Raw genomic sequence first — 19,475 nt, forward strand, 5'->3', positions numbered from 1 at the left:
GAGGCTAATCTCCTGTTTCACCCCGCACTTTTTCTCACAACCTTCAACGTCCCGCCGCGAATTTGAGTATTATTGAGCGATAAAGTCGTGAAGGGATCCTCTATGAAGCAAATTCGAATGCTTGCCCAGTACTACGTCGACCTGATGATGAAGCTCGGGCTGGTGCGTTTCTCCATGCTGCTGGCGCTGGCGCTGGTTGTTCTGGCCATTGTCGTGCAAATGGCCGTGACCATGGTGTTGCATGGTCAGGTCGAAAGTATCGACGTCATCCGCTCTATCTTCTTCGGTTTGCTGATCACCCCCTGGGCGGTCTATTTTCTTTCCGTCGTCGTGGAACAGCTGGAGGAGTCCCGTCAGCGCCTGTCAAAACTGGTTGATAAGCTGGAAGAGATGCGTGAGCGCGATTTAAAGCTCAACGTCCAGCTGAAAGACAACATTGCCCAGCTTAACCAGGAGATTTCAGATCGTGAGAAGGCGGAAGCCGAGCGTCAGGCGACGCTTGAGCAGCTGAAAATCGAAATGAAAGAGCGTGAGGTGACGCAGATCCAGCTTGAGCAGCAATCCTCTTTCCTGCGTTCATTCCTTGATGCTTCTCCGGATCTGGTTTTCTACCGCAACGAAGACAAAGAGTTCTCCGGCTGTAACCGGGCGATGGAGCTGCTGACCGGCAAAAGCGAAAAGCAGCTGATCCACCTGAAACCCCAGGATGTGTACTCCGAAGAGGCGGCCGCCAAGGTCATGGAGACGGACGAAAAAGTCTTCCGCCACAACGTCTCGCTGACCTATGAACAGTGGCTGGATTACCCGGACGGGCGTAAAGCCTGCTTTGAGATCCGTAAAGTGCCGTACTACGACCGCGTCGGGAAACGCCACGGCCTGATGGGCTTTGGCCGCGATATCACCGAGCGTAAGCGTTATCAGGATGCCCTTGAGCGCGCCAGCCGCGATAAGACGACCTTCATCTCCACCATCAGCCATGAACTGCGTACCCCGTTGAACGGCATCGTCGGCTTAAGCCGTATTCTGCTGGACACCGACCTGACGGCGGAACAGGAAAAATACCTCAAAACGATCCATGTCTCGGCGGTCACGCTGGGGAATATCTTCAACGATATTATCGACATGGATAAGATGGAGCGCCGTAAAGTCCAGCTTGATAACCAGCCGGTTGATTTCACCAGCTTCCTTGCCGATCTGGAAAACCTGTCCGGCCTGCAGGCGCAGCAAAAGGGGCTGAGCTTTGTCATGGAGCCAACCCTGCCGCTGCCGCACAAAGTGGTCACGGACGGCACGCGTCTGCGCCAAATCCTCTGGAACCTGATCAGCAACGCGGTGAAATTTACCCAGCAGGGGCAGGTGGCGGTGCGTATCCGCTATGACGAAGGAGACATGCTGCACTTTGAGGTGGAAGACTCAGGCATTGGCATTCCGCAGGAAGAGCAGGACAAAATCTTTGCCATGTATTATCAGGTGAAGGACAGCAACGGTGGTAAGCCTGCTACCGGCACGGGCATTGGCCTTGCGGTATCGAAACGGCTCGCGAAGAGCATGGGCGGTGATATCACCGTGGCCAGCCAGGCGGGCAAAGGCTCTACCTTTACGCTGACGGTGCATGCCCCGGCGGTGGCAGAAGAGGTTGAGGATACCTTTGAACAAGACGATATGCCGCTCCCGGCGCTGCATGTTCTGCTGGTAGAAGACATCGAGCTGAACGTGATTGTGGCGCGCTCGGTGCTGGAAAAACTGGGTAACAGCGTGGACGTGGCGATGACCGGTAAAGCCGCGCTGGAGATGTTTAAACCGGGCGAATATGACCTCGTCCTGCTGGATATTCAACTGCCGGACATGACCGGGCTGGATATCTCCCGTGCGCTGACAACGCAGTATGCCGCCGATGAACTGCCGCCGCTGGTCGCGCTGACGGCCAACGTCCTGAAAGATAAAAAAGAGTACCTCGATGCCGGTATGGATGATGTGCTCAGCAAGCCGCTGGCGGTGCCTGCTCTGACCGCCATGATCAAGAAGTTCTGGGATACCCATGATGAAGAGGAGAGCACCATGACATCTGTTGATAGCGCGAAGGCCCAAACGATTCTGGATACTGCGATGCTGGAGCAGTACATCGACCTGGTTGGCCCAAAACTGATTACCGATGGTCTGGCCGTGTTCGAAAAAATGATGCCTGGCTACCTGAGCGTGCTGGAGTCCAACCTGACCGCACGCGATCAGAAAGGCATTGTGGAAGAAGGGCATAAGATCAAAGGCGCTGCTGGCTCTGTCGGGTTACGCCACTTACAGCAGTTGGGACAACAGATTCAGTCACCTGATTTACCGGCATGGGAAGATAACGTGGGTGATTGGGTCGAAGAGATGAAACAAGAGTGGCAGAACGATGTGGCGGTGCTAAAAGCCTGGGTGGATGCCAGAAAAAAATGACCCCGGCTTAACCGGGGTGCGCGAATACTGCGCCAACACCAGGGAAATCGTGGCTGCGCCTGATTTTTCGTGTTGTTTTCGCATGGGCGCCGCCTGAAAATTTAGGCCGCACGCAGATAAGATAGCAAATCTTAAATGGTTTGTTACATGAATCAGTGAAATGTGTGAAGCATAGCGTTTTAATCAAAATTAATTATGTGCTTCAGCAAGTTGCAAAGAAGGAACGTCAGGATGAAAAAGGTTGGTGTCGTACTGAGCGGATGCGGTGTTTACGATGGTTCAGAAATTCATGAAGCCGTCATCACGCTGCTGGCCCTGGCAAGGCAGGGGGCGGAAGCGATCTGTTTCGCGCCAGACAAAAAGCAGGCAGATGTGATTAATCATCTGACCGGAGAGGCCATGGCGGAAACCCGTAACGTACTGATTGAAGCGGCGCGTATTGCGCGTGGCGATGTCCACCCCCTTATTCAGGCGGACGCCGCTGAGCTCGATGCGTTAATCGTGCCGGGCGGGTTTGGGGCGGCCAAAAATCTCAGTACCTTTGCTTCAGAAGGGGCGGCGTGTCAGATCGATCCCCATTTAAAAGCGCTGTCGCAGGCGATGCACGCGGCAGGTAAACCGCAGGGCTTTATCTGTATCGCGCCGGCAATGCTGCCTAAAATTTTTGATTTCCCGCTGCGGCTGACAATCGGCACCGATATTGATACCGCAGAAATCATCGAGGAGATGGGCGGCGAGCATGTACCTTGTCCGGTGGATGACATTGTGGTGGATGAAGACAACAAGGTCGTTACCACGCCTGCCTGGATGCTGGCGCAGAATATTGCCGAGGCTGCTGCAGGCATCGACAAACTGGTGGCCAGAGTGCTGGTGTTGACTGAATGAGTCGTAAATTCGGCGCAGGCGCGTGGGTGAAACGCGCCCTGTTGCGCATCGTTCTCGTGCTCGCGGTATTCTGGGGCGGCGGACTCGCCTTATTCAGCATTATGCCGGTTCCGTTTTCGGCCGTGATGGTCGAGCGTCAGCTTGGGGCATGGCTCAGCGGTGATTTCAGCTATGTGGCCCACTCGGACTGGGTGAGTATGGATGAGATCTCACCTTTTATGGGGCTGGCGGTCATTGCGGCAGAGGATCAGAAATTCCCGGAACACTGGGGGTTTGACGTGGCGGCAATCGAGAAAGCGCTGGCGCACAATGAACGCCACGAAAACCGCGTCCGTGGGGCATCGACGTTATCGCAGCAAACCGCAAAGAATCTGTTCCTGTGGGACGGTCGCAGCTGGGTACGAAAAGGGCTGGAAGCGGGGTTGACGCTGGGGATGGAAACGGTCTGGAGCAAAAAACGCATTCTGACCGTCTATCTCAATATTGCTGAGTTTGGCGATGGTGTGTTTGGTGTGGAGGCCGCCGCGCAGCGCTATTTCAATAAACCGGCCAGCCGACTGAGTATGTCCGAAGCAGCGCTCCTGGCTGCCGTCTTGCCTAATCCCATCCGCTTTAAGGCCAGTGCCCCGTCCGGGTACGTGCGAAGCCGTCAGGCGTGGATCATGCGCCAGATGCGTCAGTTAGGCGGGGAAGGGTTTATGCAGCGCAATAAATTAATGTAGGCGGGTAAGCGCCACCCGCCAGCGGGGCTGAAATTAATCCTCGTCAAACCCGGCGTTAAACAGCGCAATCACCGCCGCCAGCGCTTCCTCTTCCTGTGGGCCGGTGGCTTCGACTTCAATCTGGCGACCTTTGGCGGAGTCCAGCATCAGCAGCGCAATGACGCTGTTTGCTTCCGCTTCGGTCCCTTCATCATTTCGCAGCAGAACTTCCGCATCGAAACCCTGCATCAGTTCAAACAGCTTCATTGCCGGGCGTGCGTGCATGCCCAGCTTATTGGTGATCTCAACGGTTTGTTTTACGGTCATGTTTTACGTTTTTCCAGCGTGCGATGACGGGACTGAACGTTCTTTCCGCGTGAACGGAAATAGTCGGCCAGCTGTTCGGCGATATAGACCGAACGATGTTTACCGCCGGTACAGCCAATCGCCACCGTCAGATAGCTACGATTGTTTGTCTCCAGCATAGGTAACCATAGCTCAAGGTAGCTTCGCGTCTGGTAGATAAAATTGTGAACTTCTGTGTGCCTGTCGAGGAACGCCGCGACGGGTTTATCCAGACCGGTCATTGGACGCAGTTTCGGATCCCAGTGTGGGTTTGGCAGGAAGCGCACGTCGAAAACATAATCCGCATCGATAGGAATGCCGTGCTTAAAGCCGAATGACTCAAACACCATTGTCAGTTCACGCTCGCGTTTGCCCAGTAAACGGGTACGCAGCATTTCTGCCAGCTCGTGAACGGACATTTCGGAGGTGTCGACAATCAAATCGGCACGTGAGCGCAGGGGCTCCAGCAGGTCGCTCTCTTCGTCGATTGCGCTCTCCAGAGAGAGGTTCTTGCTGGAAAGCGGGTGCAAACGACGGGTATCGCTGTAGCGACGGATCAGCGTGTTGCGGTCCGCATCAAGGAACAACAGCTGAGGTGAAAAGGTGTCCGGCAGGTTGCTCATCGCCTGTTCAAAGATTTCTGGCGATTCAGGCATGTTACGGACGTCGATGCTGACGGCGGCAGAGATTTGTCTGTCTGCAAGGGTGCGCGCCAGCTCGGGCAGCAGTACCACCGGCAGGTTATCTACGCAGTAAAAACCCATGTCTTCCAGCGCGCGCAGGGCGACGGATTTCCCCGACCCTGAACGGCCACTGACAATCATCAGCACCATGTTCCGTTTCTCCTCAGGACAACAGATGTGAAGGCCATCTCCTGGTTATGCCTCATCCTGACTGCCTTCTGCTTCAGTGATAATTTCATAAAGCTCTTCATCACTTTGCGCTGAGCGCAGTCGACGGCAGATGGTTTTATCGGCCAGGCGTTTAGCGACCAGTGAAAGCGTATGCAGATGGGTTTTCGTCTGATCGGCAGGAACCAGCAGCGCGAATAGGAGATCAACGGGCTGGTTATCGATGGCATCAAAGGCAATAGGCGTTTCCAGTTGCACAAACACACCGACGGCACGCAGGGTGTCCTCTTCCAGTTTGCCATGCGGGATCGCAATGCCGTTGCCGATACCGGTACTGCCCATTTTTTCACGGGTCAGGATGGCTTCGAATACGACCTGCGGTGGCAGGCCCAGCTGTTTTGCGGCCAGTTCACTGATAATCTCCAGCGCACGTTTTTTGCTCTGGCAGTGAACGCCACTGCGGGTACATTCCTGGTTAAGGACATTGCTCAATTGAAGAGCGGAATCGTTGTTCATCATAATTTCACCTAAGCGCTAACTGTACAAATGGCCTGTTGTGCTCCACAACAGGCCTTCCTGCACCCGTTAACTGCCCGGACAATTAGTGTTGTTTCAGTTTATCTTTATGTTTATTGAGCTGTCTTGCAAGCTTATCAATCAAGCCGTCGATAGCAGCGTACATGTCTTGCCCTTCCGCACTGGCGTGGAGTTCGCCCCCATTGACATGCAGGGTTGCATCCGAGATATGAGTCACTTTCTCCACTTTCAACACAATATAGACCTGATTGATCCTTTCGAAATACTGCTCGAGTTTTGCGAATTTCGTGTTCACAAAGTCGCGTAAGGCTTCAGTAATTTCGACGTTTTGTCCAGTGATGTTGAGCTGCATAGTGTCTTCCTTATCGGTTGTGTCAGACCAGCTGTTTACGCTGGTTAGACGGCGGAATGGATAAAGACTCTCGATACTTCGCAACAGTACGACGTGCCACCATAATACCCTGGTCGGACAGCATGGTGGTTAACTTACTGTCGCTCAGTGGCTTCGCGGGGTTCTCCGCGGCGATCAACTTCTTCACCAGTGCACGAATCGCCGTTGACGAGGCTTCGCCACCGCCTTCGGTATTCACATGGCTGGAGAAGAAATACTTAAGCTCAAATATGCCGCGAGGACTGTGCAGATACTTCTGCGTGGTCACGCGGGAAATCGTTGATTCATGCATCTCGACGGCCTGGGCGATATCCGCCAGCACCATCGGTTTCATATACTCTTCGCCCTGCTCAAAGAAAGCCTGCTGTTGTTCGACGATACAGCGGCTCACCCGCAACAGCGTATCATTGCGGCTCTCCAGGCTTTTGATTAACCAACGCGCTTCCTGCAGATTGCTACGAATATACTGGTTGTCGGCGTCGTTACGCGCGCTGGTGCACATGGAGGCATATTGCTGATTGATTTGCAGGCGAGGAATACTGTCTGAATTGAGTTCAACGACCCAGCGGCCGTTGTGTTTTCTGACCAGCACGTCAGGTATGACGTATTCAGGCTCACTGGTCTGGATCGACTGGCCGGGGCGAGGATCGAGCGACTGGATCAGGTTAACCGCCTCTTTCAGCACCTCTTCTTTCAAACGCGTAACGCGCATCAGGGTACGGAAATCATGGTTAGCCAGCAGATCCAGATGATCGCTGATGATTAAGCGGGCTTCATCGATCCAGGGCGTCTCTTTGCTGAACTGCGAAAGCTGGATCAGCAGACAGTCGCGCAGGTCTTTCGCTGCTACGCCCACCGGGTCGAAACGCTGAATGCGCTTCAGAACGGCTTCTATCTCTTCAAGTTCAATCTCGTCATCGCCCATGCTTTCCAGAATATCGTCCAGCGTGACGGTCAGATAGCCGGTGTCGTCAACGGCATCGACGATGGAGGTGGCAATCGCGCGATCGGTATCGGAGAAAGGGGTCAGCTCCACCTGCCACATCAGGTAATCCTGTAGTGACTGGGTGGTTTCACCCTGATAGACCGGTAGCTCATCGTCCTGGTAGTCTGCACGCGTGCCGGAAGGGGTTCCGGCGGTGTAGATTTCATCCCAGCTGGCATCCAGCGGAAGCTCGTCCGGCATCTCTTTTTGTTCGAGTGCATCGGCAGTATCGAGAGCTTCCGTGTCCTGTGATTGCTGAGTGTCTACCTCGTCATGAAGATCGGCTTGCTCCAGCAGCGGATTGCTGTCCAGCGCTTGCTGGAGCTCCTGCTGGAGTTCTAATGTGGACAGTTGCAACAGGCGAATCGCCTGCTGTAACTGCGGCGTCATCGCCAGTTGTTGGCTGAGCCTTAATTGCAAACCTTGCTTCATGTTCAGAGCATTTTTCTCCGGTTCGGCGTTACTTTACCTCTACCCTATCAGAGTCTGAAGTCTTCCCCAAGATAGACGCGCTTAACATGATCATCTTCGAGGATCTGCTGTGGCGTGCCGTGGGCGATCAGGTTGCCCTGGCTCACGATATACGCACGTTCACATACGGCCAGTGTTTCACGGACGTTGTGGTCAGTAATCAACACGCCAAGACCGCTGTCGCGCAGATGCTCAATAATACGTTTAATGTCGATAACGGAGATGGGGTCAACGCCTGCAAATGGTTCATCCAGCAGGATGAACTTCGGGTTTGCTGCCAACGCGCGTGCAATTTCAACACGGCGGCGTTCCCCCCCGGACAGCGCCTGACCGAGGCTATCGCGCAGGTGCTCAATGTGAAACTCTTCCATCAGCTCGTTGGCGCGATCCTGACGCTGTTCGCTGGTCAGGTCGTCACGAATTTGCAGAACGGCCATCAGGTTATCGAAGACGCTCAGGCGACGGAAAATGGAGGCTTCCTGCGGCAGGTAGCCAATACCACGGCGTGCGCGCGCATGCAGTGGCAGAAGGCTGATGTCTTCATCATCAATGATGATGTTACCGGCGTCGCGCGGGACAATTCCCACGACCATGTAGAAGGTCGTGGTTTTACCTGCACCGTTTGGACCAAGCAGGCCTACAATTTCGCCGGAGTTGACGGTCAGACTGACATCTTCCACGACACGGCGGCCCTTATAGGCCTTCGCGAGATTTTTTGCAGTTAATGTTGCCATAACGAATTAGTTACTCTTCTTCTGTGCCGGGGCCTGGCCCTTGCCTTTGTCCTGCAGCTGAGACGGCACTAACACGGTGGTGACGCGTTTGCCTTTCTCGCTGGAGGCCTGCATTTTTTGCTCTTTCACCAGATAGGTGATCTTATCGCCAGTGATATTGCTATCGAGCTGTTCCAGATAGGCGTTACCGGTAAGGATGACCAGATCTTTCGCCAGTTCATAATGCATGTGGCTGGCATGGCCCTTCACTGGCTTGCCGTTGTCCTGCATCTGGTAGAACGTGGCCGGGTTGCCGTAGCCATCAATGATCTCTTTGCCCTGTTCGCCACCTGGACGGGTAACGACCACCTTATCGGCGTTAATCTTGATGGTGCCCTGGGTCATGACCACGTTGCCGGTAAAGGTAACGACATTACCCTGCATATCAAGAGACTGCGTATCGGACTCGATATGGATCGGCTGTTCGGTATCGCCAGTAACAGCAAGCGCGGGAAGACTGGCCGCCAGCATCGCGCTGGCGATAATTACTTTAAGGCTGAGTTTGTTTGTTTTGAATTTCATAGGAGGTTCTAACCTTTTCAATCAGCTCGGCGTTTTTGCTGCGTAAGTTCCCGCGCATTCTTAAACCGCTGGAATTAAATGTTGTGCCGTACAGAGTGACCAGATCCTGCGACGTCACATCCTGAGTAACCAGGTTGATCTGGGCATTATCTGTCGTAATTTTGCGCAGTTGTGAGTCAGCGGTCAGGGCGTTGACTTCAACATGGCCATAAAGATAAAGCATACGGTCATTCGTCAGTTTTGCCCGGTCGGACTTAATCGACCACGTCGGCACTTTGTCCTTATCAAACGTCGTCATGACCGGCTGGGTAAACCACGAAATACCGTCATCTGAAAAATATTCAACGTGCTGGGCAATCAGGCGATAGTTCAGCGCACCTTCCGGGCTATAGACTACGGTATCACTGTGATCGCTTTTATAGGTTGGATCGTTATTGTTGATCACTTCCGTTTGCGTATCGTCACGATCGGCAAGGTTCACGCCAATCAGTATCAGTGCGACAAGCGAAAGCAGAATGATAACCCAACGTCTGGTTTTACTCATATCGATTGCCCTTTGGCCTCATCAAGCTTGCCCTGCGCCAGCAGAAGCAGATCGCAGACTTCACGTACGGCACCACGGCCACCGTTGATGTGGGTAACATAATCAGCCCGCGGGATCAGCAGCGGATGCGCATCCGCAACCGCGACACTCAGGCCAATCTCAGCCATTACCGGCCAGTCGATCAGGTCGTCCCCGACATAGGCCACATGTTCTGGCGCGATAGACAGTTTACCCAGTAAATCATTGAAAGCAGCCATCTTATCGGACTGTCCCTGATACAGATGGGTAATGCCCAACGTTTCACAGCGATCTTCTACCAGTTTAGCTTTTCGCCCGGTGATGATGGCAACCTCGATACCCGATGTGAGCGCACAACGAATACCGTAGCCATCGCGAACGTTGAACGCTTTCAGTTCTTCACCATTATTGCCCATGTAAATCAGGCCATCGGACAGTACGCCGTCCACATCCAGAATCAGCAGGCGAATGTTTTCTGCCTTTGCCATCACGTGGGCACTGACCGGACCATAACAGGTTGCAAGGGATGCACCCGCATTACTCATTGTCTTATCCTTCATTACACTACGCCTGCGCGCAGCAGATCATGCATATGTACCACACCCAGCAATTGGTCGCCATCGGCAACCATCACTGAGGTGATATGTCGGGACTGCATCAGGTTCAGTACATCCACCGCCAGCGTGCCCGGGCGAACGCGAATCCCGCCGGGCGTCATCACATCGACAATACCCAGCGTGCGAACATCCACGCCCATGTCGAACACGCGACGCAGGTCACCGTCGGTGAAAATCCCTTCGATCTTCATCAGATCGTCACACACCACCGTCATGCCCAGGTTTTTACGAGTGATTTCCAGCAGCGCATCACGCAGGGAGGCCTCTTTACTGACGTGAGGGATCTCATCGCCAGTATGCATAATATCGTTAACCCGCAGCAGCAGTTTCCGACCCAGCGCACCGCCAGGATGGGAAAGCGCGAAATCTTCAGGGGTAAAACCGCGGGCTTCGAGGAGCGCAACGGCAAGCGCGTCGCCCATTACCAGCGCTGCGGTGGTGCTGGATGTTGGCGCGAGACCCAGTGGGCAGGCCTCTTTCGGCACTTTCACGCACAGGTGAATATCCGCCGCACGTGCCATGCTGCTTTCCGGGCGGCTGGTCATGCAAATGAGCGGGACCTGCAGCCGCTTCAGAACCGGTATCAGTGCCAGGATCTCGTTGGACTCCCCGGAGTTTGACAGCGCAATGACGACATCCTGCGGCGTCACCATGCCCAGATCGCCGTGTGCCGCTTCTCCTGGATGTACAAAGAAGGAGGAGGTGCCGGTGCTGGCGAAAGTGGCGGCCATTTTGCGGCCAATGTGGCCGGACTTGCCCATCCCCATTACCACGACTTTACCGGCACAGTAGAACATCTTCTCACAGGCCAGACTAAAATCCTGATTAATGTACTGATCTAACTGCGCCAGACCTTCACGTTCAATCTCCAGAACGTCTTTGCCTGCTTTCTGAAAGTCAAAACCCGGCTGCAATTCTATTTGCGACATAATGCGTTTCCGTTTACCCAGAGAGAAGAGGCGAAAGCCAGTACAGCATCGCCATCCATACGATAAATCCACCCGTCAGCAGCGCGCCTGCGCCTTTGCCGATCTGTCGTTGCCGCCGCCAGCAGAGCAGGGCAAAGATAACGCTCACCAGCAACATCACCCCGTAATCACGTGAGAAGGCCAGCGGGTTAAACGGCCCGGGCGTTATCAGGGCTGGCAGGCCCATGACGATGGCAATATTGAAGATGTTTGAGCCGATAATATTGCCGATGGCGATGTCATCTTCACCTTTACGTGCCCCGGCAATGGCCGTGGCCAGCTCCGGCAGGCTGGTACCGATGGCGATCACGGTCAGGCCAATGGTCAGTTCGCTCATGGCGAAATAATTCGCCAGTACCGTCGCGTTATCCACGACCATCCGTGTTGCCATGGGCATAATGATCAACGCGACACCCAGCCAGAGCAGTGCCACAGGCAGCGTACCTTCACGCGGTAGCTCGGCGACCTGCTCACGCGTCAGGCTGTCCTGACCCTGTTTTTCCGCCAGGCGGGCAATGTTAACACTATAGAGCAGCCAGATGACCGCCAGCGCCAGCAAGAAAATGCCGTCACTGTAGCTCAGAACGCCATCGTAAAATACGCATCCTGCCAACAGGCTTACGATCAACATTAGCGGCAATTCCCGGCGCAGAACATCAGAATGCACGCGAAATGGATGGAGCAACGCGGCCAGGCCCAGAATAAGCAGAATATTGACGATGTTAGAGCCAATCGCGGTGCCAACAGCAAGGTCTATCTGACCATGCAGCGATGCCGTCACAGAGACGATGATTTCAGGCAGGGAGGTTCCAACACTGACCACGGTCATCCCGATGACAACAGGGGGGACGCCAGTGAGGCGGCACAGGATCGATGCAGCAAACACCAAACGGTCAGCACTGTAGACCACCAAAAGTAAACCAATTATTAACAGTGCTGTTGCTAAAAGCATCAAAAGTCCTTTCTTCAGGTATACTCGCCGGTCCACCGCGCGGGAATTGTTAGCGCTGCATACAGCCTAAGACGTAACGAATTCCTAATTTTGACTTTATGCGCCGGAAAAGTAAAACAAATGCCAGCTTTCGCTAACCTCTACGGCTAATATTCTGTAAAAATGTGGGGTTTAGGGCTGATTTAAGCTTCACGCTTCGCATGAAGCAGGGTAAGAAAGGAACCGTAAATGAGCCAAACGATGGCGAATTTAGTCGATGTCCGTGGGGTGAGCTTTTCTCGCGGCAACAGATTGATATTTGATGATATTTCGTTGACCGTGCCGCGTGGCAAAATCACAGCCATCATGGGACCGTCCGGGATCGGTAAAACGACCCTGCTGCGACTTATCGGTGGGCAGATCCCACCCGATAGCGGTGAAATCCTCTTCGACGGCGAAAACGTACCGGAGATGTCGCGGTCGCGCCTGTATACTGTGCGCAAGCGGATGAGCATGCTCTTTCAGTCGGGGGCCTTGTTCACCGACATGAACGTCTTTGATAATGTCGCCTATCCGCTGCGCGAGCATACGCAGCTTCCGCCAGAGCTGCTGAAAAGCACGGTAATGATGAAGCTGGAGGCGGTAGGGCTGCGTGGCGCCGCAAAGCTGATGCCGTCAGAGCTGTCTGGTGGCATGGCGCGTCGCGCCGCGCTGGCGAGAGCCATTGCGCTGGAACCCGATTTAATCATGTTCGACGAACCGTTTGTCGGACAGGATCCAATTACGATGGGCGTGCTGGTGAAGCTCATCTCTGAATTGAACAGCGCGCTCGGCGTCACCTGCATTGTGGTGTCTCACGATGTGCCGGAAGTGTTGAGTATTGCCGACTATGCCTACATTGTGGCAGACAAAAGGATCGTCGCGCACGGCAGCGCCCAGGCGTTGCAGGAAAACTGCGATCCGCGAGTACGGCAGTTCCTCGACGGTATTGCGGATGGGCCTGTGCCGTTCCGCTACCCTGCGGGCGACTATCGTGACGATTTATTGGGAATAGGGAGTTAAGCCACTCATGCTGTTAAATGCGTTGGCCGCTCTTGGACACCGTGGCATAAAAACCATCAGGACGTTCGGGCGCGCCGGATTGATGTTGTTCAACGCGCTGGTCGGCAAGCCGGAGTTCCGCAAGCATGCGCCTTTACTGGTACGGCAACTCTATAACGTCGGCGTGCTGTCGATGCTGATCATCATTGTGTCCGGTCTGTTTATCGGCATGGTGCTGGGGCTGCAGGGCTACCTTGTTCTGACGACCTACAGCGCGGAAACCAGCCTCGGCATGCTGGTGGCGCTTTCGCTGCTGCGTGAACTGGGGCCGGTGGTGGCGGCACTGCTGTTTGCCGGACGCGCGGGGTCGGCACTCACCGCAGAGATTGGTCTGATGCGTGCCACCGAGCAGCTTTCCAGTATGGAAATGATGGCGGTCGATCCGTTGCGGCGTGTTATCTCCCCCCGTTTCTGGGCAGGGGTTATCTCTTTACCGTTGCTGACTATCCTGTTTGTGGCCGTCGGTATCTGGGGCGGTTCGCTGGTGGGCGTTCACTGGAAAGGCATTGATGCCGGTTTCTTCTGGTCTGCCATGCAGGACGCCATCGATCTGCGAATGGATCTGGTTAACTGTTTGATTCAAAGCGTGGTATTTGCCATTACGGTCACCTGGATTGCGTTATTTAATGGTTACGATGCCATCCCGACGTCGGCGGGCATTAGCCGTGCAACTACACGTACTGTCGTACATTCGTCGCTGGCCGTACTGGGTCTGGATTTTGTGCTCACCGCACTGATGTTTGGGAATTGAGTTCATGCAAACGAGAAAAAATGAAATTTGGGTCGGCGTGTTCCTGTTGCTGGCACTGCTTGCCGCACTGTTTATCTGCCTGAGAGCGGCGGATATCACCTCAGTGCGTACCGAACCGACTTATCGCATCTATGCCACTTTCGACAATATCGGAGGGCTGAAGGCGCGCTCTCCTGTGCGTATTGGCGGTGTGGTTATTGGCCGTGTGGCTGACATTACGCTTGATGAAAAAACCTATCTGCCGCGCGTGGCGATGGATATTGAAGAGCGTTACAACCATATTCCGGATACCAGCTCGCTTTCTATCCGCACCTCCGGCCTGCTGGGCGAACAATATCTGGCACTGAACGTTGGCTTTGAAGATCCTGAGCTTGGAACGACTATCCTTAAAGACGGTAGCGTCATCCAGGATACCAAGTCCGCGATGGTGCTGGAGGACATGATTGGTCAGTTCCTTTACAACAGTAAGGGAGATGATAAAAAGTCCGATGCTGCCCCTGCGCAGACTGAAGATCATACCAACGTCGCACCGACACCTGGCACGACGAATTAATATCAGGAGAAGTCATTCATGTTTAAACGACTGTTAATGGTTGCCATGCTGGTTATTGCCCCTCTTACGGCAGCACACGCCGCGGATCAGAGCAACCCGTACAAACTGATGGACGAAGCCGCGAAGAAAACCTTCGATCGTCTTAAAAACGAACAGCCTAAAATTCGTTCTAATCCTGATTATCTGCGTGACGTGGTCGATCAGGAGCTGCTGCCGTATGTGCAGATCAAATATGCCGGTGCGCTGGTGCTGGGGCGTTATTACAAAGACGCTACCCCTGCGCAGCGTGAAGCCTACTTTGCTGCCTTCCGTGAATATCTGAAACAGGCTTACGGCCAGGCGCTGGCGATGTACCACGGCCAGACCTACCAGATTGCACCGGAACAGCCGCTGGGTGATGCCACCATTGTGCCTATTCGCGTCACGATCATCGATCCTAACGGTCGTCCACCGGTTCGCCTGGATTTCCAGTGGCGTAAAAACAGCCAGACCGGTAACTGGCAGGCGTATGACATGATCGCCGAAGGGGTGAGCATGATCACGACTAAACAGAATGAGTGGAGCGACCTGCTGCGTACCAAAGGCATTGATGGCCTGACCGCCCAGCTGCAGTCTATCTCTCGCCAGAAAATCACCCTGGATGAGAAGAAGTAATGTCGCAGCAACTGAGCTGGTCGCGTGAGGGCGAAACATTAAAGCTGTCCGGTGAACTCGATCAGGATCTGCTCAACCCGTTATGGGATAAACGCCATGACGCCATGCAGGGCGTTACGCTGATCGATTTGAGCGGCGTCACGCGGGTAGATACGGCTGGGGTGGCGCTACTTGCCCACCTCATTGCCGTGGGGAAAAAGCAGGGGGCAACCGTAACGCTTCACGGGGCCAGCGATAATGTCGTCACCCTGGCGCAGCTCTACAATCTTCCTCAGGACGTACTGCCGCATTAATACTTTCAGTGCGTTACTTCTGAAAGCCCTGACAGTTTCATCGTCGGGGCTTTTTGCTTGTTTAAGACGACGCCACTTTGCTCTAAGATGTTGGGCTTGTTTTCACTATCAGATGATTAAGAACCCATGGAAAATCATGAAATCCAGACAGTGCTGATGAATGCACTCTCCCTTCAGGAAGCCCACGTCACAGGCGATGGCAGTCACTTCCAGGTTATTGCTGTGGGTGAGATGTTCGACGGTATGAGCCGTGTGAAGAAACAGCAGGCTGTGTACGCGCCGCTGATGGAATATATTGCGGATAACCGCATACACGCCCTGTCGATTAAAGCGTTCACCCCGCAAGAGTGGGCACGCGATCGCAAACTAAACGGTTTTTGAGCTGAGGGCGATGCGCCCGCAGCACGGTTGAATTTATAAGAGAGCACACCATGGATAAATTTCGTGTACAGGGGCCGACGCGCCTCCAGGGCGAAGTCACAATTTCTGGCGCGAAAAACGCCGCGCTGCCGATCCTCTTTGCTGCGCTGCTCGCGGAAGAGCCGGTAGAAATTCAGAACGTACCGAAGCTGAAAGATATCGACACCACCATGAAGCTGCTCACCCAGTTGGGGACGAAAGTCGAGCGTAATGGCTCCGTCTGGATCGATGCCAGCAACGTGAACAACTTCTCAGCACCGTACGACCTGGTGAAAACCATGCGTGCATCCATCTGGGCGCTTGGCCCGCTGGTAGCGCGTTTTGGTCAGTGCCAGGTGTCACTGCCTGGTGGTTGCGCCATTGGCGCGCGTCCTGTTGACCTGCATATCTTCGGTCTGGAGAAGCTGGGCGCGGAGATCAAACTGGAAGAAGGTTACGTTAAAGCGTCCGTAAATGGCCGCCTGAAAGGCGCGCACATTGTCATGGACAAAGTGAGCGTTGGCGCAACCGTCACCATTATGTCCGCGGCAACGCTGGCAGAAGGTACCACCATTATCGAAAACGCCGCGCGCGAGCCGGAAATTGTGGATACCGCCAACTTCCTCGTAGCGCTGGGTGCAAAAATCTCTGGCCAGGGTACCGATCGCATCACCATTGAAGGCGTTGAGCGTCTGGGTGGCGGTGTGTATCGCGTTCTGCCAGACCGTATTGAAACCGGGACTTTCCTGGTGGCTGCGGCCATTTCTGGCGGCAAGATTGTTTGCCGTAATGCGCAGCCTGACACCCTGGATGCGGTGCTGGCGAAGCTGCGTGAAGCGGGTGCGGATATCGAAACCGGTGAAGACTGGATCAGCCTTGATATGCACGGTAAACGTCCAAAAGCGGTAACCGTTCGCACGGCGCCGCATCCGGCATTCCCGACCGATATGCAGGCTCAGTTCACGCTGCTGAACCTGGTGGCGGAAGGTACCGGTGTGATCACCGAGACTATCTTCGAGAACCGCTTCATGCACGTACCGGAACTGATCCGTATGGGCGCACATGCAGAGATCGAAAGTAACACGGTGATTTGCCACGGTGTTGAGAAGCTCTCCGGTGCGCAGGTTATGGCAACCGATCTGCGTGCGTCTGCGAGCCTGGTATTAGCGGGTTGTATCGCGGAAGGAACGACGGTTGTGGATCGTATCTACCACATCGATCGTGGTTACGAGCGTATTGAAGACAAACTGCGCGCGCTGGGTGCCAATATCGAGCGTGTGAAGGGCGAGTAATCGTTCCGGCAGCCCCCTGCCAGAGATGGCCGGGGGGTTGCTGTTCCTGTCAAAAAAAGCGTGTCAGACCGGTTGCTCTTTCCTGGTTTTTTTCTGGCGAATCATGCGTGTTCTGTCAATAAACTCATGGGTAATGGGATCGTGGTAACGCGAGGGCCAAATGACCCACGGGTGCGTCTCCAGCGCCGATGCAATAATCAATTCACCCTTTGGCCAGGGGCGAGTCAGGGCATTTGCCAGCGTTGATGAGCTCAATCCATTGCGACGTGATTCAGCGGCGAGCGATGTTCCTTTTTTGCGCAGCGCAGCAATAATATCTGCTGAGTGCCAGTCGATAAATTTCATATCCATAAAGCTGTCCTTGTGTTCGTAATCACCCACGTCATTTCTACCGAAACGACGGGGTTACTATACTCATTTTGAACACGGGCTCTAAAAAGTTCGCGTTACTTGAAGGAATATTCAGAATAAGACATGGCTTTATTCATGCGGTCTGTAAGCCGATGATTTTACGCGAATATGGAATTTATAAGATCTTATTGAAATCTCCCCGCGAAGGCCGCGGGGAGAAGAGAGAGGTTAACGATCGCGCTGTACGGCGATGTGGGCAAGGCCGATTAACGCATCGCGCCATGGGCTGTCTGGAATGACCTGCAGTGCCGCGATGGCTTTATCCGCCTCTTCTTCAGCGCGCTGACGCGTCCACTCCAGCGAGCCGCAGATGGCCATTGTTTCCAGTACCGGTTCCAGTAGATGGCGACCATTTCCCTGCTCAATCGCTTCACGGATCATTTTCGCCTGGTCAGCGGATCCGTTGTGCATGGCATGGAGCAGCGGCAGGGTCGGTTTACCTTCGTTGAGGTCATCGCCGACGTTTTTGCCGAGCGTTTCGCCATCAGCACTGTAGTCCAGCAAATCGTCAATGAGCTGGAATGCGGTCCCCAGATAACGGCCATAGTCCTGCAGCCCTTTTTCCTGCGCAGCGGTACAGCCAGCCAGAATGCCGGAACATTGCGCCGCGGCTTCAAACAGGCGCGCGGTTTTGCTGTAGATTACGCGCATGTAATTTTCTTCGGTGATGTCAGGATCGTTGACGTTCATCAGCTGCAGCACTTCGCCTTCCGCGATCACGTTAACGGCTTCAGACATCACTTCCAGCACTTTCAGAGAGCCGAGGCTGGTCATCATCTGGAAGGCACGGGTATAGATAAAATCACCGACCAGAACGCTGGCTGCGTTGCCGAAGGCGGCGTTTGCCGTGGCTTTGCCACGACGCATGTCTGATTCATCCACAACATCATCATGCAGAAGCGTCGCAGTGTGAATAAATTCGATCAGTGCTGCGATAGTGACATGAGCCTTTCCCTGATAACCCACGGCTCTGGCGGCCAGTATGGCAATCATCGGGCGAATACGTTTACCGCCGCCGCTGACGATGTAATAGCCCAACTGATTGATTAGCTGAACATCAGAGTTGAGTTGTTCCAGGATTGCTGCATTCACACCCGCCATATCTTGCGCGGTTAACTCGTTGATTTTTTCTAAATTCATCGCAAAAGCCGGGCTTTTTATCCTGTTTATCCCATCTTTAATGGGGTAACGAAGGGTTTCGGTTTATCAATAGTATTGCTGATTGTACTGAAAAAACGGCTCAGATAAACGCTACCGTACGTGTTGTGTTTTTTTTCTTCATGTATTGATGGTAGCACTTGTCAAAGGCTCGCGTTTTGCGTAATATTCGCGCCCTATTGTGAATATTTATAGCGCACTCTGATTCATACGAGGATGTGCGCGGAAGCGGAGTTTATATGTACGCGGTTTTCCAAAGTGGTGGTAAACAACACCGAGTAAGCGAAGGTCAGACCGTTCGCCTGGAAAAGCTGGACATCGCAACTGGCGAATCTGTTGAGTTCGCAGAAGTTCTGATGATCGCAAACGGTGAAGAAGTCAAAATCGGCGTTCCTTTCGTTGATGGCGGCGTTATCAAAGCTGAAGTTGTTGCTCACGGTCGTGGCGAGAAAGTTAAAATCGTTAAGTTTCGTCGTCGTAAACACTACCGTAAGCAGCAGGGCCACCGTCAGTGGTTCACTGATGTGAAAATTACTGGCATCAGCGCCTAAGACTTGAGGAGAGATTTAAATGGCACATAAAAAGGCTGGCGGCTCCACACGTAACGGTCGCGATTCAGAAGCTAAACGCCTGGGCGTTAAGCGTTTCGGTGGCGAATCCGTTCTGGCGGGTAGCATCATCGTTCGTCAACGTGGTACCAAATTCCACGCTGGCAACAACGTAGGTTGCGGTCGTGACCACACTCTGTTTGCTAAAGCAGACGGTAAAGTGAAATTTGAAGTTAAAGGCCCGAACAACCGTAAATACATCAGCATCGTTGCTGAGTAAGGTTTTCTCGGTCCGGTAACGGATTAAAGCCCCGCAACCTGTTGCGGGGCTTTTTACATT

25 protein-coding genes are annotated in these 19,475 nt (G+C 53.9%); 12 read left to right on the plus strand and 13 right to left on the minus strand.

Annotated elements, in window-relative coordinates; all coding sequences use genetic code 11:
• The first annotated feature begins 102 nt into the window (after positions 1-102).
• The 3 genes from arcB to mtgA all read left to right on the plus strand — a co-directional run bounded on the left by arcB (position 103) and on the right by mtgA (position 4,043).
• Positions 103-2,436, plus strand: coding sequence for an aerobic respiration two-component sensor histidine kinase ArcB (arcB, locus tag HX884_RS03180; RefSeq protein ID WP_013098948.1), 2,334 nt, complete (start codon positions 103-105; stop codon positions 2,434-2,436).
• A gap of 231 nt (positions 2,437-2,667) precedes the next feature.
• Positions 2,668-3,321, plus strand: coding sequence for an isoprenoid biosynthesis glyoxalase ElbB (gene elbB / locus HX884_RS03185; protein ID WP_178327642.1), 654 nt, complete (start codon positions 2,668-2,670; stop codon positions 3,319-3,321).
• Positions 3,318-4,043: a monofunctional biosynthetic peptidoglycan transglycosylase gene (gene mtgA / locus HX884_RS03190; protein ID WP_020687356.1), complete on the plus strand. Its 726-nt coding sequence runs from the start codon at positions 3,318-3,320 to the stop codon at positions 4,041-4,043. The genes elbB and mtgA overlap by 4 nt, the downstream gene beginning before the upstream one ends.
• A gap of 33 nt (positions 4,044-4,076) precedes the next feature.
• On the opposite strand, the gene npr is transcribed toward mtgA, so the two are convergent.
• The 11 genes from npr to HX884_RS03245 all read right to left on the minus strand — a co-directional run bounded on the left by npr (position 4,077) and on the right by HX884_RS03245 (position 11,996).
• Complete coding sequence (gene npr / locus HX884_RS03195; protein ID WP_003861872.1) at positions 4,077-4,349, minus strand: PTS phosphocarrier protein NPr; 273 nt, start codon at positions 4,347-4,349, stop codon at positions 4,077-4,079.
• Positions 4,346-5,200: an RNase adapter RapZ gene (gene rapZ / locus HX884_RS03200; RefSeq protein WP_013098945.1), complete on the minus strand. Its 855-nt coding sequence runs from the start codon at positions 5,198-5,200 to the stop codon at positions 4,346-4,348. Before rapZ ends, npr begins: the two co-directional genes overlap by 4 nt.
• A gap of 45 nt (positions 5,201-5,245) precedes the next feature.
• Entirely contained in the window at positions 5,246-5,737 is a 492-nt protein-coding gene (gene ptsN / locus HX884_RS03205; protein WP_013098944.1) for a PTS IIA-like nitrogen regulatory protein PtsN, read from the minus strand.
• Between the two features lie 82 nt (positions 5,738-5,819).
• Entirely contained in the window at positions 5,820-6,107 is a 288-nt protein-coding gene (gene hpf, locus HX884_RS03210) for a ribosome hibernation promoting factor (protein WP_013098943.1), read from the minus strand.
• 22 nt (positions 6,108-6,129) lie between these two features.
• The gene (gene rpoN / locus HX884_RS03215) at positions 6,130-7,563 is read right to left on the minus strand and encodes an RNA polymerase factor sigma-54 (RefSeq protein ID WP_013098942.1); all 1,434 of its coding nucleotides are present in this window, start codon (positions 7,561-7,563) and stop codon (positions 6,130-6,132) included.
• A gap of 47 nt (positions 7,564-7,610) precedes the next feature.
• Entirely contained in the window at positions 7,611-8,336 is a 726-nt protein-coding gene (gene lptB, locus HX884_RS03220) for an LPS export ABC transporter ATP-binding protein (protein WP_013098941.1), read from the minus strand.
• Positions 8,337-8,342: 6 nt separating this feature from the next.
• The gene (gene lptA, locus HX884_RS03225) at positions 8,343-8,897 is read right to left on the minus strand and encodes a lipopolysaccharide ABC transporter substrate-binding protein LptA (RefSeq protein WP_013098940.1); all 555 of its coding nucleotides are present in this window, start codon (positions 8,895-8,897) and stop codon (positions 8,343-8,345) included.
• On the minus strand, positions 8,866-9,441 hold the full coding sequence (gene lptC, locus HX884_RS03230; protein WP_013098939.1) for an LPS export ABC transporter periplasmic protein LptC: 576 nt from the start codon (positions 9,439-9,441) through the stop codon (positions 8,866-8,868). Before lptC ends, lptA begins: the two co-directional genes overlap by 32 nt.
• Positions 9,438-10,004 carry a 3-deoxy-manno-octulosonate-8-phosphatase KdsC gene (gene kdsC / locus HX884_RS03235; RefSeq protein ID WP_029883391.1) on the minus strand — a complete coding sequence of 189 codons (567 nt, stop codon included), beginning with the start codon at positions 10,002-10,004 and terminating at the stop codon, positions 9,438-9,440. The genes lptC and kdsC overlap by 4 nt, the downstream gene beginning before the upstream one ends.
• Positions 10,005-10,018: 14 nt before the next feature.
• Positions 10,019-11,005 (minus strand): arabinose-5-phosphate isomerase KdsD, encoded by a 987-nt coding sequence (gene kdsD, locus HX884_RS03240; protein ID WP_029883390.1) that lies wholly within the window; start codon positions 11,003-11,005, stop codon positions 10,019-10,021.
• Between the two features lie 13 nt (positions 11,006-11,018).
• Positions 11,019-11,996, minus strand: a complete 978-nt coding sequence (locus HX884_RS03245; RefSeq protein ID WP_013098936.1) for a calcium/sodium antiporter — start codon at positions 11,994-11,996, stop codon at positions 11,019-11,021.
• Positions 11,997-12,224: 228 nt separating this feature from the next.
• On the opposite strand from HX884_RS03245, the gene mlaF reads away from it, so the two are divergent.
• The 7 genes from mlaF (at position 12,225) to murA (ending at position 17,018) form a co-directional block, all read left to right on the plus strand.
• Positions 12,225-13,037 carry a phospholipid ABC transporter ATP-binding protein MlaF gene (mlaF, locus tag HX884_RS03250; RefSeq protein ID WP_020687352.1) on the plus strand — a complete coding sequence of 271 codons (813 nt, stop codon included), beginning with the start codon at positions 12,225-12,227 and terminating at the stop codon, positions 13,035-13,037.
• Between the two features lie 7 nt (positions 13,038-13,044).
• Positions 13,045-13,827, plus strand: coding sequence for a lipid asymmetry maintenance ABC transporter permease subunit MlaE (mlaE, locus tag HX884_RS03255; protein WP_178327643.1), 783 nt, complete (start codon positions 13,045-13,047; stop codon positions 13,825-13,827).
• A 4-nt stretch (positions 13,828-13,831) separates the two neighbouring features.
• Positions 13,832-14,380 (plus strand): outer membrane lipid asymmetry maintenance protein MlaD, encoded by a 549-nt coding sequence (gene mlaD, locus HX884_RS03260; protein ID WP_013098934.1) that lies wholly within the window; start codon positions 13,832-13,834, stop codon positions 14,378-14,380.
• Between the two features lie 18 nt (positions 14,381-14,398).
• A complete protein-coding gene (gene mlaC / locus HX884_RS03265; RefSeq protein WP_013098933.1) occupies positions 14,399-15,034 on the plus strand; it encodes a phospholipid-binding protein MlaC in 636 nt (211 codons plus the stop codon).
• Positions 15,034-15,327: a lipid asymmetry maintenance protein MlaB gene (gene mlaB, locus HX884_RS03270; protein WP_013098932.1), complete on the plus strand. Its 294-nt coding sequence runs from the start codon at positions 15,034-15,036 to the stop codon at positions 15,325-15,327. The genes mlaC and mlaB overlap by 1 nt, the downstream gene beginning before the upstream one ends.
• 126 nt (positions 15,328-15,453) lie before the next feature.
• On the plus strand, positions 15,454-15,708 hold the full coding sequence (gene ibaG / locus HX884_RS03275) for a BolA family iron metabolism protein IbaG (RefSeq protein WP_008501458.1): 255 nt from the start codon (positions 15,454-15,456) through the stop codon (positions 15,706-15,708).
• A 50-nt stretch (positions 15,709-15,758) separates the two neighbouring features.
• Positions 15,759-17,018: a UDP-N-acetylglucosamine 1-carboxyvinyltransferase gene (gene murA, locus HX884_RS03280; RefSeq protein ID WP_178327644.1), complete on the plus strand. Its 1,260-nt coding sequence runs from the start codon at positions 15,759-15,761 to the stop codon at positions 17,016-17,018.
• A gap of 63 nt (positions 17,019-17,081) precedes the next feature.
• Here the strand turns inward: murA and sfsB are convergent, their stop codons facing one another.
• Positions 17,082-17,369, minus strand: a complete 288-nt coding sequence (gene sfsB, locus HX884_RS03285; protein WP_038983629.1) for a DNA-binding transcriptional regulator SfsB — start codon at positions 17,367-17,369, stop codon at positions 17,082-17,084.
• Between the two features lie 228 nt (positions 17,370-17,597).
• Positions 17,598-18,569, minus strand: a complete 972-nt coding sequence (gene ispB / locus HX884_RS03290) for an octaprenyl diphosphate synthase (RefSeq protein WP_013098929.1) — start codon at positions 18,567-18,569, stop codon at positions 17,598-17,600.
• A 257-nt stretch (positions 18,570-18,826) separates the two neighbouring features.
• Here ispB and rplU point away from each other — a divergent pair, with 257 nt between their 5' ends.
• Positions 18,827-19,138, plus strand: coding sequence for a 50S ribosomal protein L21 (gene rplU / locus HX884_RS03295; RefSeq protein ID WP_003025032.1), 312 nt, complete (start codon positions 18,827-18,829; stop codon positions 19,136-19,138).
• Between the two features lie 19 nt (positions 19,139-19,157).
• The gene (gene rpmA / locus HX884_RS03300) at positions 19,158-19,415 is read left to right on the plus strand and encodes a 50S ribosomal protein L27 (RefSeq protein WP_004385076.1); all 258 of its coding nucleotides are present in this window, start codon (positions 19,158-19,160) and stop codon (positions 19,413-19,415) included.
• The last annotated feature ends 60 nt before the right edge of the window (positions 19,416-19,475 follow it).

Origin of the sequence: Enterobacter sp. SECR19-1250 (assembly GCF_013391025.1) — a bacterium.
GTDB lineage: Bacteria > Pseudomonadota > Gammaproteobacteria > Enterobacterales > Enterobacteriaceae > Enterobacter > Enterobacter cloacae.

Bases quoted from the DNA above. Each gene is read 5' to 3' on its own strand.
- lptB (WP_013098941.1), bottom strand. From the start codon at position 8,336: ATGGCAACATTAACTGCAAAAAATCTCGCGAAGGCCTATAAGGGCCGC.
- rpmA (WP_004385076.1), top strand. From the start codon at position 19,158: ATGGCACATAAAAAGGCTGGCGGCTCCACACGTAACGGTCGCGATTCA.
- HX884_RS03245 (WP_013098936.1), bottom strand. From the start codon at position 11,996: ATGCTTTTAGCAACAGCACTGTTAATAATTGGTTTACTTTTGGTGGTC.
- lptA (WP_013098940.1), bottom strand. From the start codon at position 8,897: ATGAAATTCAAAACAAACAAACTCAGCCTTAAAGTAATTATCGCCAGC.
- ptsN (WP_013098944.1), bottom strand. From the start codon at position 5,737: ATGATGAACAACGATTCCGCTCTTCAATTGAGCAATGTCCTTAACCAG.
- arcB (WP_013098948.1), top strand. From the start codon at position 103: ATGAAGCAAATTCGAATGCTTGCCCAGTACTACGTCGACCTGATGATG.
- ibaG (WP_008501458.1), top strand. From the start codon at position 15,454: ATGGAAAATCATGAAATCCAGACAGTGCTGATGAATGCACTCTCCCTT.
- mlaD (WP_013098934.1), top strand. From the start codon at position 13,832: ATGCAAACGAGAAAAAATGAAATTTGGGTCGGCGTGTTCCTGTTGCTG.
- kdsC (WP_029883391.1), bottom strand. From the start codon at position 10,004: ATGAGTAATGCGGGTGCATCCCTTGCAACCTGTTATGGTCCGGTCAGT.
- mlaC (WP_013098933.1), top strand. From the start codon at position 14,399: ATGTTTAAACGACTGTTAATGGTTGCCATGCTGGTTATTGCCCCTCTT.
- mlaB (WP_013098932.1), top strand. From the start codon at position 15,034: ATGTCGCAGCAACTGAGCTGGTCGCGTGAGGGCGAAACATTAAAGCTG.
- sfsB (WP_038983629.1), bottom strand. From the start codon at position 17,369: ATGGATATGAAATTTATCGACTGGCACTCAGCAGATATTATTGCTGCG.
- lptC (WP_013098939.1), bottom strand. From the start codon at position 9,441: ATGAGTAAAACCAGACGTTGGGTTATCATTCTGCTTTCGCTTGTCGCA.
- ispB (WP_013098929.1), bottom strand. From the start codon at position 18,569: ATGAATTTAGAAAAAATCAACGAGTTAACCGCGCAAGATATGGCGGGT.
- mlaE (WP_178327643.1), top strand. From the start codon at position 13,045: ATGCTGTTAAATGCGTTGGCCGCTCTTGGACACCGTGGCATAAAAACC.
- rapZ (WP_013098945.1), bottom strand. From the start codon at position 5,200: ATGGTGCTGATGATTGTCAGTGGCCGTTCAGGGTCGGGGAAATCCGTC.
- npr (WP_003861872.1), bottom strand. From the start codon at position 4,349: ATGACCGTAAAACAAACCGTTGAGATCACCAATAAGCTGGGCATGCAC.
- mtgA (WP_020687356.1), top strand. From the start codon at position 3,318: ATGAGTCGTAAATTCGGCGCAGGCGCGTGGGTGAAACGCGCCCTGTTG.
- rplU (WP_003025032.1), top strand. From the start codon at position 18,827: ATGTACGCGGTTTTCCAAAGTGGTGGTAAACAACACCGAGTAAGCGAA.
- murA (WP_178327644.1), top strand. From the start codon at position 15,759: ATGGATAAATTTCGTGTACAGGGGCCGACGCGCCTCCAGGGCGAAGTC.
- hpf (WP_013098943.1), bottom strand. From the start codon at position 6,107: ATGCAGCTCAACATCACTGGACAAAACGTCGAAATTACTGAAGCCTTA.
- kdsD (WP_029883390.1), bottom strand. From the start codon at position 11,005: ATGTCGCAAATAGAATTGCAGCCGGGTTTTGACTTTCAGAAAGCAGGC.
- elbB (WP_178327642.1), top strand. From the start codon at position 2,668: ATGAAAAAGGTTGGTGTCGTACTGAGCGGATGCGGTGTTTACGATGGT.
- mlaF (WP_020687352.1), top strand. From the start codon at position 12,225: ATGAGCCAAACGATGGCGAATTTAGTCGATGTCCGTGGGGTGAGCTTT.
- rpoN (WP_013098942.1), bottom strand. From the start codon at position 7,563: ATGAAGCAAGGTTTGCAATTAAGGCTCAGCCAACAACTGGCGATGACG.